Annotated in this window: 17 protein-coding genes and 1 riboswitch; of the genes, 8 read left to right on the forward strand and 9 right to left on the reverse strand. The window is 54.4% G+C overall.

Going from position 1 to position 14,568, the window contains the following annotated elements:
* Window positions 1-423 carry a hydroxyisourate hydrolase gene (gene uraH, locus ACP3TC_RS00625; protein ID WP_313854315.1) on the forward strand — a complete coding sequence of 141 codons (423 nt, stop codon included), beginning with the start codon at window positions 1-3 and terminating at the stop codon, window positions 421-423.
* Between the two features lie 49 nt (window positions 424-472).
* On the opposite strand, the gene ACP3TC_RS00630 is transcribed toward uraH, so the two are convergent.
* Window positions 473-667: a DUF1127 domain-containing protein gene (locus ACP3TC_RS00630; protein ID WP_390902466.1), complete on the reverse strand. Its 195-nt coding sequence runs from the start codon at window positions 665-667 to the stop codon at window positions 473-475.
* A 171-nt stretch (window positions 668-838) separates the two neighbouring features.
* Between ACP3TC_RS00630 and ACP3TC_RS00635 the strand changes: the two genes are divergently transcribed.
* On the forward strand, window positions 839-2,314 hold the full coding sequence (locus tag ACP3TC_RS00635; RefSeq protein WP_313854313.1) for a PLP-dependent aminotransferase family protein: 1,476 nt from the start codon (window positions 839-841) through the stop codon (window positions 2,312-2,314).
* Between the two features lie 123 nt (window positions 2,315-2,437).
* Here the strand turns inward: ACP3TC_RS00635 and thiH are convergent, their stop codons facing one another.
* The 7 genes from thiH to rsd form a co-directional block, all read right to left on the reverse strand.
* Window positions 2,438-3,577, reverse strand: coding sequence for a 2-iminoacetate synthase ThiH (thiH, locus tag ACP3TC_RS00640; RefSeq protein WP_313854311.1), 1,140 nt, complete (start codon window positions 3,575-3,577; stop codon window positions 2,438-2,440).
* Window positions 3,574-4,353 (reverse strand): thiazole synthase, encoded by a 780-nt coding sequence (locus ACP3TC_RS00645; protein ID WP_313854309.1) that lies wholly within the window; start codon window positions 4,351-4,353, stop codon window positions 3,574-3,576. Before ACP3TC_RS00645 ends, thiH begins: the two co-directional genes overlap by 4 nt.
* 1 nt (window position 4,354) lies before the next feature.
* A complete protein-coding gene (thiS, locus tag ACP3TC_RS00650) occupies window positions 4,355-4,555 on the reverse strand; it encodes a sulfur carrier protein ThiS (RefSeq protein WP_313854307.1) in 201 nt (66 codons plus the stop codon).
* Window positions 4,552-5,301, reverse strand: a complete 750-nt coding sequence (locus ACP3TC_RS00655; RefSeq protein ID WP_426817317.1) for a HesA/MoeB/ThiF family protein — start codon at window positions 5,299-5,301, stop codon at window positions 4,552-4,554. The genes thiS and ACP3TC_RS00655 overlap by 4 nt, the downstream gene beginning before the upstream one ends.
* Window positions 5,291-5,935 carry a thiamine phosphate synthase gene (gene thiE / locus ACP3TC_RS00660; RefSeq protein WP_313854305.1) on the reverse strand — a complete coding sequence of 215 codons (645 nt, stop codon included), beginning with the start codon at window positions 5,933-5,935 and terminating at the stop codon, window positions 5,291-5,293. The genes ACP3TC_RS00655 and thiE overlap by 11 nt, the downstream gene beginning before the upstream one ends.
* A complete protein-coding gene (thiC, locus tag ACP3TC_RS00665) occupies window positions 5,932-7,866 on the reverse strand; it encodes a phosphomethylpyrimidine synthase ThiC (protein WP_313854304.1) in 1,935 nt (644 codons plus the stop codon). The genes thiE and thiC overlap by 4 nt, the downstream gene beginning before the upstream one ends.
* Before the next feature lie 91 nt (window positions 7,867-7,957).
* Window positions 7,958-8,058, reverse strand: a riboswitch (TPP riboswitch).
* A gap of 86 nt (window positions 8,059-8,144) precedes the next feature.
* Window positions 8,145-8,651, reverse strand: a complete 507-nt coding sequence (gene rsd / locus ACP3TC_RS00670) for a sigma D regulator (protein WP_426817318.1) — start codon at window positions 8,649-8,651, stop codon at window positions 8,145-8,147.
* 117 nt (window positions 8,652-8,768) lie between these two features.
* Here rsd and nudC point away from each other — a divergent pair, with 117 nt between their 5' ends.
* From nudC to ACP3TC_RS00700, 6 genes are all read left to right on the forward strand, one after another.
* Window positions 8,769-9,542: an NAD(+) diphosphatase gene (nudC, locus tag ACP3TC_RS00675; RefSeq protein ID WP_426817319.1), complete on the forward strand. Its 774-nt coding sequence runs from the start codon at window positions 8,769-8,771 to the stop codon at window positions 9,540-9,542.
* Between the two features lie 38 nt (window positions 9,543-9,580).
* On the forward strand, window positions 9,581-10,648 hold the full coding sequence (gene hemE, locus ACP3TC_RS00680; RefSeq protein WP_313857828.1) for a uroporphyrinogen decarboxylase: 1,068 nt from the start codon (window positions 9,581-9,583) through the stop codon (window positions 10,646-10,648).
* A 2-nt stretch (window positions 10,649-10,650) separates the two neighbouring features.
* Window positions 10,651-11,319 (forward strand): deoxyribonuclease V, encoded by a 669-nt coding sequence (gene nfi / locus ACP3TC_RS00685; RefSeq protein ID WP_313854300.1) that lies wholly within the window; start codon window positions 10,651-10,653, stop codon window positions 11,317-11,319.
* Window positions 11,320-11,384: 65 nt separating this feature from the next.
* Window positions 11,385-11,975 (forward strand): YjaG family protein, encoded by a 591-nt coding sequence (locus ACP3TC_RS00690; RefSeq protein ID WP_313854297.1) that lies wholly within the window; start codon window positions 11,385-11,387, stop codon window positions 11,973-11,975.
* 188 nt (window positions 11,976-12,163) lie between these two features.
* A complete protein-coding gene (gene hupA / locus ACP3TC_RS00695) occupies window positions 12,164-12,436 on the forward strand; it encodes a nucleoid-associated protein HU-alpha (protein ID WP_017803060.1) in 273 nt (90 codons plus the stop codon).
* A gap of 135 nt (window positions 12,437-12,571) precedes the next feature.
* Complete coding sequence (locus ACP3TC_RS00700; protein WP_426817320.1) at window positions 12,572-13,225, forward strand: DUF1481 domain-containing protein; 654 nt, start codon at window positions 12,572-12,574, stop codon at window positions 13,223-13,225.
* A gap of 47 nt (window positions 13,226-13,272) precedes the next feature.
* On the opposite strand, the gene purD is transcribed toward ACP3TC_RS00700, so the two are convergent.
* Window positions 13,273-14,553, reverse strand: coding sequence for a phosphoribosylamine--glycine ligase (gene purD, locus ACP3TC_RS00705; RefSeq protein WP_426817321.1), 1,281 nt, complete (start codon window positions 14,551-14,553; stop codon window positions 13,273-13,275).
* Window positions 14,554-14,568: the final 15 nt, after the last annotated feature.

Here is a 14,568-nt window from a genome sequence, read left to right on the forward strand (position 1 = left end):
ATGAAATTATTACCTTCTGCTTTACTGGCTTCTGCCACACTTTTATCACTGTCTGCGGTCGCGGCTGAAGCGCCAGCGGCAAAAAATCCGTTAAGCGTACACGTACTCAATCTGCAAACTGGCGTACCGACTGCCGGGGTTAACGTCGAGCTGGAACAGAAACAACAGGATAAGTGGGTGAAACTGGCATCGGGTACGACCGATCAAAATGGTCGTATTACCGCGCTCTATCCGGCAGGTAAAGACTTCGCTGAAGGTGACTACAAAGTGGTTTTTAAAACCGGCGATTACTACCAGAAAGTGAAGCAGGATACCTTCTTCCCGGAAATTCCGGTGATTTTCCATGTGACTAAAACCGATCAGCACTACCATATTCCGTTATTGCTGAGTCAGTACGGTTACTCTACCTATCGCGGTAACTGATTTAGCAAAAAAGGGGCGAAGCTGATCCTTCGCCCAATAACAACACACACTATTTATAGCGCCTGACATCCTCACACGTTAAGCCGATATCCCGCAGTTGCGCGTCACTCAGTGCCGATAAAATTTTCCGCGTTTGCTTTCGCAGTAGCCACGCCTTCCACAGGCGATACGGCAGAATAAACATCAAACGAAAAGGTGACTGCTTAAAAGGTTTACCCGCACGGTTCTCATTAAATTCCATCATCTGTTCCTCATCCGGTATCTGAGAACCATTTTGCGAGCAAAGTGATTTTCAATACAGATGCAAAATTCACCTTTATTTAACATACAGAATGGCGGATAGTACTTCTGAATGGTCGGTTTTACTGCGATCTGTACTGGTTTTTACCTGGCTGATTAAGGTGAGTGTAATACGATGACGCGCTATCAACATCTGGCAACGCTGCTGGCACAGCGGATTGAGCAGGGGCTGTATCAGGGAGGCGAACGACTGCCCTCGGTACGATCGCTGAGTGCTGAGCATGGTGTCAGTATCAGCACCGTGCAACAGGCTTATCACCTGCTTGAGGAGAAACAGCTGATCACTCCACAGCCGCGATCGGGCTATTTCGTCACACCCTGTAAATCGAAGCCGCCGGTACCGCCGATCACCCGACCGGCACAGCGCCCGGTCGAAATCACCCAGTGGGAATCGGTGCTCGAGTTAATTAATTCCCGGCTGGACGAAGACACTTTGCAGCTCGGCAGCGGTATGCCTGATACCAGCCAGCCGACCATCAAACCGTTATGGAAAATCATCAGCCGCCTGGCGCAGAAGCAAGATCCGCGCATGCTGAATTACGACAATATTTACGGTGTCGCGGCACTGCGTGAGCAGGTGGCGCGGATGGCAATAGACAGTGGTTGTCAGCTGTCGCCGGATGAGATTGTGATTACCACCGGCTGCCACGAGGCGCTGTCAGTTTCGATCCGCGCCATTTGTCAGCCGGGAGACATTATTGCCGTCGAGTCGCCGACCTTTCACGGTACCATGCAGACACTGCGCGGTTTTGGTATCAAAGTCATTGAGATCCCGACCGACTCCGTTACCGGCATCAGCCTTGAAGCGCTGGAGCTGGCGCTGGAACAGTGGCCGATAAAAGCCGTGATCGTCGTACCCAACTGTAATAACCCATTGGGCTTTATCATGCCCGAGGCGCGCAAACGGGCGCTGCTGTCGATGGCGCAGCGTTATGATATCGGCATTATTGAGGATGATGTGTATGGCGAGCTGGTCTACGAATATCCCCGTCCGCTCAGCATCAAGTCAATGGATGAAGATGGCCGTGTGCTGCTGTGCAGTTCGGTTTCCAAAGTGCTGGCACCTGGATTGCGGGTCGGCTGGGTAGCGCCGGGCCGCTATCTTAATCGGGTTCTGCATTTGAAATATATTGGCACCGGCTCGACCGCGACCCAGACTCAGCTGGCGGTCGCTGAGTTTATCCGTCAGGGATACTATCAGCCGCATCTGCGTAAGATGCGCATGCACTATCAGCGCAACCTCACTATTTTCACCCACTGGGTGCGCCACTATTTTCCCTGCGGTATTTGCGTCAGTCGTCCGCAGGGCGGATTTCTGATGTGGATTGAGCTGCCGGAAGCATTCGATGCAGTGCGACTTAACCGCGAACTGCGAGAATCACATATCCAGATTAGCGTCGGTTCGCTATTTTCCGCCTCGGGTAAATATCGTAACTGTTTGCGGTTGAATTACGCGTTGGCGGTCACGCCACAGACCGAGCGGGCGCTGGCGACAGTCGGGGCAGCCGTTGAGCGTGCGATGGCGAGTTGCATACCCGTTGCTGCAGTAGCAGTAGCAGAAGTTGAAGGCGGGGCCAGCCTGAAGGGATAACAACCGGCCCCGGACGATAACGAAATTGCTACCGACAGCGCCACTATAGCGCTGTCGGTCATTGCAGCCAGCGATGCTTTGGCGGCTTGCGGCCTGTACCGATAACTTTCTGTCGTCGTTGCTTCAGCTTACGGTTTGATGCGGGATGCGTCCCAGATAACCATCCCAGTCCTTCCATACTGGCTGCAAACCCGCCTTGCTCAGCGCGGCAGCAACCTGCTGCGGTGTGCGGGCATCATGGGGAGCAAACTGTTCAAGTTCCGGGCGATTATCGGCATAGCCACCCGGTTGAGTTTTGGAAAAGGCGCTGACGCTGTTGATCGCCAGCGGCACCACATGATCGCGGAAAAACGGCGATTCACGCGTTGACAGCGACAGTTCCACATCCGGTGAGAACAGACGAAACGCGCAAATCACCTGCACTAGCTGGCTTTCGCTCATAATCGATGCGGGTTCTATGCCGCCGGCACAAGGCCGCAGGCGCGGGAAGGAGAGTGAGTAACGGCTTTGCCAGTAAGTTTGCTGCAACCATAACAGGTGTTCAGCAACCATCAAGCAGTCGGTACGCCAGCTGTCAGACAGGCCGATCAGCGCGCCCAGACCGATCTTATCGATCCCGGCACGTCCAAGACGATCGGGGGTTTCCAGTCGGAAGAAGAAGTCCTGCTTGTTACCTTTCAGATGATGCTGGCTATACACCGCCTGATGATAGGTCTCCTGATACACCAGTACGCCATCCAGCCCCAAAGTTTTTAACTCAGCGTATTCATCCTGCGACATCGGCTGCACTTCCATCATCAACGAGCTAAAGCGCTGTCGAATCGCCGGCAGGTGCTGACGAAAATAGTCCATGCCCACTTTACTTTGATGTTCGCCGGTCACCAGCAATAAGTGATCGAATCCCATTGCGCGTATCGCTTCACATTCTCGGGCAATTTCATCACTGTCCAGCGTTTTGCGCTTGATGCGATTGCTCATTGAGAAACCGCAGTAAGTGCAGTCATTGGCGCACAGATTGGAGAGATAGAGCGGAACATAGAAGCTAACGGTATTACCGAACCGCTGGCGCGTCAGCCGCTGTGCCTTTTGCGCCAGCGGTTCGAGATAAGCCGCCGCTGCTGGTGACAGCAACGCCATCAACTCTTCACGTCCGACGCGCGAAGCATTCAAAGCACGTTCAACATCGGCGGCAGTTTTGCTGTTGATACGCAGGGTAATATCATCCCAGTTCAGGGTTTGCCAGCGTGAGATAAAGTCATTCATGATGATACCTCACCGTGCTGCAAAAATGCGGTAAGCGGGCTGGACGCGACCGCCTGCTGCTGCGATACACCCAGCCCGCTGTGCCATGCCAGTTCTCCAGCCTCCACCGCCAGCTTAAAGGCCCGCGCCATCTGCACCGGGTCACGTGCCACCGCAATCGCGGTATTAACCAGCACCGCATCTGCGCCCATTTCCAGCGCTTCGCTGGCATGGCTGGGTGCGCCAATACCGGCATCGACGACGACAGGCACCTTTGCCTGTTCGATGATGATCGCCAGTAAATCGCGGGTTTTTAATCCCTGATTGCTGCCGATAGGCGCACCAAGAGGCATCACTGCGGAACAGCCCGCTTCTTCCAGGCGCTTACACAATACCGGGTCGGCACTGCAGTAGGGCAGCACCACAAATCCATCTTTAACCAGCTGTTCGGCAGCTTTCAGCGTTTCGATGGGATCCGGCAATAAGTAGCGCATATCGGGATGAATTTCGAGTTTTACCCAGTGAGTGCCCAGCGCTTCACGGGCCAGGTGCGCGGCAAATATCGCCTCCGCCGCGGTTTTTGCCCCTGAAGTATTGGGCAGAAGCTGCACGCCAAGCTGCTGTAACGGGGCGAGGATGCCATCATCTCCGCCTTTCAGGTCAACACGTTTCATCGCCATAGTGACCAGCTGAGAACCTGATGCGGCAATCGACTCCAGCATCAATCCTGGCGTGGCAAATTTTCCGGTTCCGGTAAACAGGCGTGATGAAAAGCTTTTGTCTGCAATGTGTAGCATATCAACCTCCGGCGATGGCCTGGAAAATCACCAGTTCATCGCCCTCCTGTAACTGATAAGACGGCCAATGGGCGCGTGGCACAATGGTCTGATTAACCGCCAGCGCGGTACCGGGCTGGTGGTGTTCCAGTTGTTCAAGCAGCGCCACAATCGACAACGGCATATCCAGCGTTATCGGCTGGTCATTGACCACAATCCTCATGACTCGCCTCCACAAACCGGACAGTGTGGCGAGCGCTGCAGATTTAAGCTGCGCCAGGTCTGTTGACGGCCATCAAACAGTCGCAGTTTGCCGTTGAGCGGTGATGGATGTCCGGCCAGTAATTTAACGGCTTCCAGCGCCTGCAACGTGCCAATTACACCGACGACCGGGCCAAGTACTCCTGCGGTACGGCAATTACGCTCGGGTTCCGCTTCATCCGGCCACAGGCAGCGGTAGCAACCCTGCGTCCACGGCGGGGTGATGACCATCAACTGGCCGCCGAAGCCAACCGCACTGCCGCTGACCAGCGGTGTGTTGCTGGCAACACAGGCGGCATTCACCTGTTGACGCGTGGTCATGTTATCGCTGCAGTCCAGCACCAGATCGACCTGTTGTAATGCGGTCTTCAGCGACAGCGGATCCATTCGTTGTTCCAGCGCGATTGACTCCACCTGTGGATTAATCGCCTGCAAATGTCCCTGAGCCAGCAGCGCTTTTGGCTGTCCGATTTCGCTACTGCGAAACAAAATCTGTCGCTGTAAATTGCTGATATGCAATTTATCGTCATCTGCCAGCAGCAATTTGCCCACTCCCGCGGCCGCCAGATAAAGCGCGGCAGGTGAGCCCAGACCGCCCAGTCCGACGATCAGTACGCTGGCGTGCTGCAATTTTTCCTGAGCTTCGATGCCGAACTCCTCCAGCAGCAGCTGACGGCTGTAGCGCAGGAAGTCACTGTCATTCAGCATGCTCAGCCCCTTGTGGCTCTGTCAGCGTCAGCAGAGTTTGCGTGGCTTGTCGCCAGTCTGCCGCCTGAGTAATGGCGCTGACCACCGCAATACTGCCGACACCGCAGGCCAGCACTTCGGGTGCCCGCTCAATGCTGATGCCGCCGATTGCTACGGTAGAAATATCGCCCAGACGGCGAATATGGCGTTTCAGTTCATTCAGCCCCTGTGGCGCAGAGGGCATATCTTTAGTCTGGGTAGGAAAAATATGGCCGAGTGCGATATAAGAGGGGCGCACGGCAAGCGCCCGATCCAGCTCAGCGTCGTCGTGGGTGGAAAGGCCCAGCCGCAGCCCGGCATTGCGTATTGCGGCTAAATCGGCCACATCCAGATCCTCCTGACCGAGATGCACGCCGTAAGCGTTATGTTTAATTGCCAGCTGCCAGTAATCATTGATAAACAAACGTGCGCGATAGCGTTTACCCAGCGCGATGGCTGCAGCTATCGCCGGTTCTACTGCCTCGTCAGGCTGATCTTTTATCCGCAACTGGATGGTGCGAACACCCGCGTCCAGCAAGCGGGCAATCCATTCCACACTGTCGACCACTGGATAAAGCCCGAGTTTTTTTTCAGTGGCAGGGAAGGGCGCGCTCATACATTTTCCTCCTGTTGCAGGCCATCGGCCGGGTGATAAAGTTCGCCGCCGCGACTGCGGAATTCCGTCGACATCTGCGCCATGCCGACCTCAATCGGCTGTGCCATTGCCTCTTGCTGCGCGGCATATTCACGCACTTCCTGGGTAATCTTCATTGAGCAGAATTTCGGGCCGCACATGGAACAGAAATGTGCCACTTTGCCGGATTCCTGCGGCAGAGTTTCATCGTGGTAAGCCCGGGCGGTATGCGGGTCCAGTGCCAGGTTAAACTGATCTTCCCAGCGGAATTCGAAGCGTGCTTTTGACATGGCGTTATCGCGGATCTGCGCGCCCGGATGGCCTTTGGCGAGGTCGGCGGCGTGGGCGGCAATTTTGTAGGTGATCAGTCCCTGTTTGACGTCCTCCTTGTTTGGCAGGCCAAGATGCTCTTTAGGCGTTACGTAACAGAGCATCGCACAGCCGAACCAGCCAATCATCGCCGCGCCAATGCCTGAGGTGAAATGGTCATAGCCTGGCGCAATATCGGTGGTTAACGGGCCGAGGGTATAGAACGGTGCTTCATGGCAGTGTTCCAGCTGTTCGGTCATATTCCGGCGAATCATCTGCATCGGCACATGGCCCGGACCTTCAATCATCACCTGCACATCATATTCCCAGGCGATTTTCGTCAACTCACCCAGCGTACGCAGCTCGGCAAACTGTGCTTCGTCATTGGCATCCTGAATCGAGCCGGGGCGCAGGCCGTCGCCTAATGACAGCGAAATATCATAGGCGGCGCAAATCTGGCAGATGTCGCGGAAATGCTGATAAAGGAAGCTCTCCTGGTGATGTGACAGGCACCATTTGGCCATAATCGATCCGCCACGTGAGACAATACCGGTCAGACGTTTCGCGGTCATTGGCACGTAGCGCAGCAGCACACCGGCGTGAATAGTAAAATAATCCACTCCCTGTTCGGCCTGTTCCAGCAGCGTATCGCGGAAGATTTCCCAGTTAAGGTCTTCGGCAATGCCATTCACTTTCTCCAGCGCCTGATAAATCGGCACCGTACCAATCGGCACCGGGCTGTTACGCAAAATCCATTCGCGAGTTTCGTGAATATAGCGGCCGGTAGAGAGATCCATTACCGTGTCGGCACCCCAGCGGGTAGACCACACCAGTTTCTCCACTTCCTCTTCAATCGAAGAGGTGACCGCGGAATTACCAATATTGGCATTCACTTTCACCAGGAAGTTACGGCCGATAATCATCGGTTCCGATTCCGGATGATTGATATTGGCCGGGATAATCGCGCGACCTGCGGCCACTTCCTGGCGGACAAATTCGGCGGTGATATTTTCCGGCAGCTGTGCACCGAAACTGTTGCCGGGATGTTGTTGCAGCAGAACCTCACCGCGGATGCGATCGCGGCCCATATTTTCCCGCAGCGCGATAAATTCCATTTCCGGCGTGATGATGCCGAGGCGAGCATAGTGCAACTGGGTGACACAGCGACCGGCCAGCGCGCGCTTCGGGCGCGGCAGGTTATCAAAGCGCAAATGCTCCAGTCCTTCATCGGCCAGCCGCTGCTGGCTATAGCTTGAGCTGAGCTGGTCGATCTCTTGTGTATCACCACGTTCAGCAATCCAGCCGGCACGTAATTTCTCCAGGCCAGTATGGACATCAATGCTGGCGCTCGGATCGCCATACGGACCGGCAGTGTCGTACACCGGGACCGGCTCGTTATCCTCAAATTTTGGCTGATCTTTGCTGCCACCCACCATGGTCTGGCTCAGCTGAATTTCACGCATTGGCACACGAATATCCGCGCGTGAACCGCTCAGATAAATTCGTCTGGAATTGGGAAAAGCGGTGCCTTGCAGGGAATCGATAAACTGTTGGGCCTGAGCGCGTTGCTCACGACGACGGGATTTTTTCTCAACGGTAGACATAGCTCATATCCTGATTACAAGGAAAAATGGCTTGTCCGGAGTTCGGAGGGAGTAACAGACGGTGTGACGACGTGTCGGCAAACACCGAAAAAGATTGTTTACTCTTGTTCCCTTCGCAGGTACTAACCTGATCAGGTTCCGCGGATCCCGAATTAACGGTCTCAGCCCCGGGGGGCACTCCGACAAGATGTTGGTCGTATAAAACACAACCAAAAAATAGCCCCTCCAGCATAGGGGGGCTTTTGGCAAACTACAACAAATTTACTACCTGAGCAACCTTACGCCGGACGAACCAGAGCAGGCTCATTGGCCGCTGGCTGTGGGCGCAATTTGTGGTCGAAGGCGAGCTGAATCAGCTTATCTTCAAGAGTAAAGCGTGCTTCAAGCGCTTCACCGACGCCGGATAATGCCTGCTGGAATTCCAGACAGTTGTCATCATCAATCGCCGTTTCCAGGTGAGTATCGTAATAATCCATGATGCGTTCAGTGTTGGCCTGCAGCGCCGGATAAATCTGGGAGGCCGCAATCAGCGGGCTATCACCCTGCAGTTCATCAATGATACGTTCGTAAATATTGAAGTGTCCGGTGGAAAGGTAGTCCACCAGTCTCTGACAAAAGTTATCCAGAGCTTCATCGTCAAGTACGGTCAGTGGATCTTTGTTAGGCTTAATACCCACTAACTGATAATAGGCGGCCAGTAGCGGTCTGCGGGCATTTAACCAGAGATCCACCAGTTCATTACTACCACCGACGCGTGCGGCCAGAGCATCTAACTGGTTAAGCATGATCAACTCCGTTGAGTAAATACCCTGCTACTTTGGGTATTATAGTTATAAGCATCTTTCCGAATACTTAACATCAGTACTACAGAGTGCCTGTTAAAGCAAAGGATAACAAATTTTATGGAACATGAGATCTCAAGCGTAGACGCTGGCTGGTGGGTTGTCAGCCATGAGCAGAAACTTTGGTTACCGAAGGGGGATCTGCCGCATGGTAATGCGGAAACTTTCGGGCTGACAGGATCGAGAGGATCGCTGATCGGTGAATGGCAGGGTGAAAAGGTGTGGTTGATCCGCGAGAACCGCGCGGAAAATATGGGATCGGTACGGCAAATTATCGATCAGGATGTCGGGTTGTTTCAACTGGCGGGGCGCGGGGTCCAGCTGGCAGAATTCTTCCGCTCTCATCGCTGGTGCGGTTATTGCGGCCACGAAATGCACCACAGCAAAAGTGAAAATGCCTGTCTCTGCGGCCATTGTCGTCAGCGTTACTATCCGCAAATCGCGCCCTGCATTATTGTCGCCATTCGCCGTGGCGACGAGATACTGCTGGCGCAGCATGCCCGCCATCGCAACGGTATTTATACCGTACTGGCCGGATTTGTTGAGGTCGGCGAAACGCTGGAGCAAGCCGTGGCGCGTGAAGTGATGGAAGAGAGCAGCGTCAAAGTGAAAAACGTGCGTTACGTGACTTCGCAGCCGTGGCCGTTTCCTCATTCACTGATGATGGCGTTTATGGCCGAATACGATGCCGGTGAGTTGCAGCACGATGGTAAAGAGCTGATTGACGCTGGCTGGTATCGCTATGACGAGCTGCCGCTGTTACCGCCGCCGGGTACGGTGGCCCGTCGGCTGATTGAGGATACTGTTGCACTGTGCCGCGCCGAAGCGCAATGAGTGATATACTGAGCACCTGTTTTTGAGAGAGTCTGATGATGAGTGAATTGAAGAACGATCGTTACCTGCGTGCTCTGCTGCGCCAGCCCGTTGATATCACCCCGGTATGGATGATGCGTCAGGCAGGACGTTATTTGCCAGAGTACAAAGCCACTCGCGCAGTGGCGGGTGACTTTATGTCACTGTGCAAGAATGCCGAGCTGGCGTGTGAAGTCACGCTGCAACCACTGCGACGTTATCCGCTTGATGCGGCGATCCTGTTCTCCGATATCCTGACCATTCCTGATGCGATGGGCTTAGGGCTCTACTTCGAAACCGGTGAAGGCCCACGTTTCTCATCGCCGATTACCTGTCGCGCCGATGTGGAAAAACTGCCAATCCCGGACCCGGAGCACGAACTGGGTTACGTGATGAACGCTGTACGCACCATTCGTAAAAACCTGCAGGGTGAAGTGCCGCTGATTGGTTTCTCCGGCAGTCCGTGGACGCTGGCGACCTACATGGTTGAAGGCGGTAGCAGCAAAGCCTTCACCAAAATCAAAAAAATGATGTATGCCGAGCCGGAAACGCTGCATCTGATGCTGGATAAGCTGGCAGATAGCGTCACGCTGTATCTGAACGCTCAGATCCGTGCGGGTGCGCAGTCGCTGATGATTTTTGATACCTGGGGTGGCGTGCTGACCGGTCGCGACTATCGTGATTTCTCCCTGTACTACATGCATAAAATCGTCGACGGCCTGCTGCATGAAAACGAAGGCCGCCGTGTGCCGGTAACGCTGTTTACTAAAGGCGGCGGTCAGTGGCTGGAAGAGATGGCGGCAACCGGTTGTGATGCGCTGGGCCTGGACTGGACGACTGATATCGCCGATGCGCGTCGTCGCGTCGGTGACAAAGTCGCGTTACAGGGCAATATGGACCCGTCGATGCTTTATGCTTCGCCAGAACGCATTCAGCAGGAAGTTGCTGGCATTCTGCAAGGCTTCGGTAAGGGTAACGGCCATGTATTTAACCTGGGGCACGGTATTCATCAGGATGTGCCACCAGAGCATGCCGGTGCCTTTGTGGAGGCAGTACACGCGTTATCGCGTCCTTACCATCAGGAGTAAGCATGGATATTCAGGCGCTGCGCGCTGAGCAGCTGGCCCGTGCAGCGGAAGTGGTTCGCCACGATGACTTTGACTGTTTGCCGCCGCGCCTGATTGCTGGCGCGGATGTCGGATTCGAGCAGCAGGGTGAGGTTACCCGCGCGGCGCTGGTCATACTGGAATATCCTTCGTTAAAACTGGTTGAATACAAGGTGGCGCGCATCGCCACCACCATGCCCTATATTCCGGGCTTCCTCTCCTTCCGAGAATATCCTGCGCTACTGGCTGCCTGGCAGATGCTGGAGCATCGACCCGACTTGGTGCTGGTCGATGGTCACGGCATTTCGCATCCGCGACGCTTGGGCGTTGCCAGCCATTTTGGGCTGCTGGTGGATGTGCCGACCATTGGCGTGGCAAAGCGACGTCTGTGCGGTCGTTTTGAGCCGCTTGATGAAGAACCGGGCTCCCGTCAGCCGCTGCTGGATAAAGGCGAGCAGATCGGCTGGGTATGGCGCAGTAAAAAACGCTGTAACCCGCTGTTTGTTTCAGGCGGTCATCGCGTCAGTCTGGATACCGCGCTACAGTGGGTAGAGAACTGTATGGCGGGTTATCGCCTGCCGGAACCGACCCGCTGGGCAGACGCCGTCGCCTCACAGCGCAGCGCTTTCGTGCGCTGGCAGCAACAGGGTTAACGGTGTGAGTCAGCGGCTTTTCAGGTACACTGCAGGCCGCGCGTCAATGTCTATGAGATCCCAACATGTTACGTAATCCGATTCATCTGCGGCTGGAAAAGCTGGAAAGCTGGCAGCACGTTACTTTTATGGCTTGCCTGTGCGAGCGTATGTATCCCAACTATTGGGCATTCTGCCAGCAGACCGGTTTTGCCGATCCTCAGCTGTATCGCCGCATCCTCGATCTGGTATGGGAAACGCTGGTGGTGAAAGATGCCAAAGTGAATTTCGACAGCCAGCTGGAAAAACTGGAAGAGGCGATTCCAGCGGCAGAGGATTACGATGTTTACGGCGTTCACCCGGCTATTGATGCCTGCGTGGCGCTGAGCGAGTTGCTGCACTCACGTCTGAGCGGTGAAACCTTTAGTCATGCCATCGAAGTGAGTGAAACTTCGATCACGACCGTTGCTATCCTCGAAATGACTCAGGCCGGTCGCGAAATGACCGATGATGAGCTAAAAGTTAATCCTGCAGTGGAAGAGGAGTGGGACATCCAGTGGGAGATTTTTCGCCTGCTGGCAGCCTGCGAGGAGCGGGACCTGGACCTGATTAAAGGACTGCGATCTGACCTGCGCGAGTCGGGAATCAGTAACATCGGTATAAATTTTCAGCAGTAAGGCGATAAAACGTGACTTCACGCCTGATTTGTCATGCCTAAAGGCTTCACATTCGCCCCCTGTCTGGTCTACATTTGGGGGGCTGAAAAATGTTGCTATCGGTGCGTGCAGGCTGAAGAGTGCCGAATGCTGGCTTTTCCCTCGCACTTGATGCTTAGCAAGCGATAAATACACTGTAAGGATAACTTATGAACAAGACTCAACTGATTGATGTAATTGCGGACAAAGCGGACCTGTCTAAGACCCAGGCTAAAGCTGCTCTGGAATCCACCCTGGCTGCGATTACTGAGTCTCTGAAAGAAGGTGATGCTGTACAACTGGTTGGTTTTGGTACCTTTAAAGTTAACCACCGTGCTGAGCGTACTGGCCGCAACCCGCAGACTGGCAACGAAATCAAAATTGCTGCTGCAAACGTACCGGCATTCGTATCTGGTAAAGCACTGAAAGACGCTGTTAAGTAATAGCGTTACAGTGAAGGTTTGAACACTGGGAGCGATTAATCGCTCCTTTTGTTTTTTTGGCTGCCCAGGCTATCTTACTTGTCATATTCGGCTTGCGTAGTGCTCGCACCAATCTGACAGTGACGATGACGCTTTATGAAATTAAAGTCCGTTTTAATTCTTTCAATGGTTCTTCTTGCGGGTTGTAGCTCGCGTTCTTCTCTGCCGGACTTTACCGCCAGCGGCTATCTGGCCGATCGCGGTGCGGTGCGTATCTGGCGCAAAGACACCCATCAGGAAGTGGCGCATATGATGACGGTATTTAGCCCGTTTGAAGGCGACGCGACTGAGATCACCGATTACCACTGGCAGGCTGGCAATTTGCTCTCCATCGAGCGGCATATTAAAGGCGCGCATCCTGATGACATCACCTTGCGATTCGATCAGCAGGGAAAACTCAATTTTATGCAGCGTCAGTTAGTGGGCCGGCGCGAATCGGTCTCAGCGGACGCTGTAGAGCTTTATATTTTCGATGCACAGCGAATGCTGAGAATTAGCGACGCGTTGCTTACCGGGCGTGTGATGCTGAAACAGGGGCACTGGCTTTCGGGCGGCGAGGTGAAAACCTGTCAGGGCGCGCAGGAAAAACCAGCACTGGATAACAGCGCAATACAATATATTGTGCAGCGACAGAGTCGTTCGGCGGTTCCGGTGAGCATCGCCTGGCTGGAGGCGCCAGAAGGCACGCAGTTACTGTTGGTGGCAAATGAAGATTTTTGTCAGTGGGAGCCGACGGAAAAAGATTTCTGACAGGTGTCAGAATGGGCGGCAATACCTTCTCACCGCCCATTTGCGGTTTATTTGCGATTAATCGCGCGGTAACCGATATCCTTACGGCAAAAACTGCCATCCCACGAGATGTGCTCCATCAGCTGATAAGCCCGCTGTTGTGCCGCAGCCACATCATCACCCAGCGCGGTTACGCATAATACGCGTCCACCATTGGTCACCACCAGATCGTCCTGCATGGTGGTTCCGGCGTGGAATACTTTACCGTCAGCGACTTCTTCCAGTGGCAATCCGTGGATCTGGTCGCCGGTATTGTAGTTGCCCGGATAACCTCCTGCCGCCAGCACCACACCCAGTGAAGGGCGCGGATCCCACTGTGAATCTTTCTGATCTAATTTACCGTCGCAGGCCGCGAGGCAAAGATCAACCAGATCCGATTGCAGACGCAGCATGATCGGTTGCGTCTCCGGATCGCCAAAGCGACAGTTAAATTCGATCACTTTCGGCTGATTGTTGCTGTCGATCATCAGGCCGGCATACAGGAAACCCGTGTAAGTATTACCTTCTGCTGCCATGCCGCGAACGGTTGGCCAGATCACTTCGTCCATTACACGCTGGTGGATTTCATCCGTCACTACCGGCGCCGGGGAGTAGGCACCCATTCCACCAGTGTTAGGGCCGGTATCGCCATCGCCGACGCGTTTGTGATCCTGGCTGGTAGCCATCGGCAACACATTTTCACCGTCGACCATCACAATAAAACTGGCCTCTTCACCATCAAGAAACTCTTCCACCACGATGCGGTGGCCAGCGTCGCCAAAAGCATTACCAGCCAGCATATCCTGAATGGCATCTTCCGCTTCCTGCAGCGTCATCGCGACAATCACGCCTTTACCGGCAGCCAGACCGTCAGCTTTAATTACAATTGGCGCGCCTTTACTGCGCACGTATACCAGAGCTGGCTCTGTTTCGGTGAAATTCTGGTATTCCGCGGTAGGAATCTGGTGACGTGCCAGGAAATCTTTGGTGAAAGCTTTTGAGCCTTCCAGCTGTGCTGCCGCCTGAGTCGGGCCAAAAATCTTCAGACCGGCGGCGCGGAATGCATCAACCACACCGATAACCAGTGGCGCTTCCGGGCCAACGATAGTCAGATCGATTTTTTCTCTCTGAGCAAAATTCAGCAGCGCCGGAATATCCGTCACGCTGATAGCCACGTTTTGCAGCGCGGGTTCCAGCGCCGTGCCGGCATTGCCTGGCGCGACAAATACCGTTTCGGCCAAAGGAGACTGGGCTGCTTTCCAGGCCAGTGCGTGTTCACGACCGCCATTACCGATAACTAAAATTTTCATCACAAATTCTCCAGA

It is taken from the genome of Winslowiella sp. 2C04 (genome assembly GCF_050037805.1).
Lineage (GTDB): Bacteria > Pseudomonadota > Gammaproteobacteria > Enterobacterales > Enterobacteriaceae > Erwinia > Erwinia toletana_A.

Excerpts from the sequence above, each read along its gene's own strand:
- thiC (WP_313854304.1), bottom strand. The coding sequence starts at position 7,866 with ATGTCTACCGTTGAGAAAAAATCCCGTCGTCGTGAGCAACGCGCTCAG.
- nfi (WP_313854300.1), top strand. The coding sequence starts at position 10,651 with ATGGATATTCAGGCGCTGCGCGCTGAGCAGCTGGCCCGTGCAGCGGAA.
- purD (WP_426817321.1), bottom strand. The coding sequence starts at position 14,553 with ATGAAAATTTTAGTTATCGGTAATGGCGGTCGTGAACACGCACTGGCC.
- hemE (WP_313857828.1), top strand. The coding sequence starts at position 9,581 with ATGAGTGAATTGAAGAACGATCGTTACCTGCGTGCTCTGCTGCGCCAG.
- ACP3TC_RS00630 (WP_390902466.1), bottom strand. The coding sequence starts at position 667 with ATGATGGAATTTAATGAGAACCGTGCGGGTAAACCTTTTAAGCAGTCA.
- ACP3TC_RS00700 (WP_426817320.1), top strand. The coding sequence starts at position 12,572 with ATGAAATTAAAGTCCGTTTTAATTCTTTCAATGGTTCTTCTTGCGGGT.
- ACP3TC_RS00645 (WP_313854309.1), bottom strand. The coding sequence starts at position 4,353 with ATGCTACACATTGCAGACAAAAGCTTTTCATCACGCCTGTTTACCGGA.
- uraH (WP_313854315.1), top strand. The coding sequence starts at position 1 with ATGAAATTATTACCTTCTGCTTTACTGGCTTCTGCCACACTTTTATCA.
- rsd (WP_426817318.1), bottom strand. The coding sequence starts at position 8,651 with ATGCTTAACCAGTTAGATGCTCTGGCCGCACGCGTCGGTGGTAGTAAT.
- nudC (WP_426817319.1), top strand. The coding sequence starts at position 8,769 with ATGGAACATGAGATCTCAAGCGTAGACGCTGGCTGGTGGGTTGTCAGC.
- thiS (WP_313854307.1), bottom strand. The coding sequence starts at position 4,555 with ATGAGGATTGTGGTCAATGACCAGCCGATAACGCTGGATATGCCGTTG.
- hupA (WP_017803060.1), top strand. The coding sequence starts at position 12,164 with ATGAACAAGACTCAACTGATTGATGTAATTGCGGACAAAGCGGACCTG.
- ACP3TC_RS00635 (WP_313854313.1), top strand. The coding sequence starts at position 839 with ATGACGCGCTATCAACATCTGGCAACGCTGCTGGCACAGCGGATTGAG.
- thiE (WP_313854305.1), bottom strand. The coding sequence starts at position 5,935 with ATGAGCGCGCCCTTCCCTGCCACTGAAAAAAAACTCGGGCTTTATCCA.
- ACP3TC_RS00655 (WP_426817317.1), bottom strand. The coding sequence starts at position 5,301 with ATGCTGAATGACAGTGACTTCCTGCGCTACAGCCGTCAGCTGCTGCTG.
- thiH (WP_313854311.1), bottom strand. The coding sequence starts at position 3,577 with ATGAATGACTTTATCTCACGCTGGCAAACCCTGAACTGGGATGATATT.
- ACP3TC_RS00690 (WP_313854297.1), top strand. The coding sequence starts at position 11,385 with ATGTTACGTAATCCGATTCATCTGCGGCTGGAAAAGCTGGAAAGCTGG.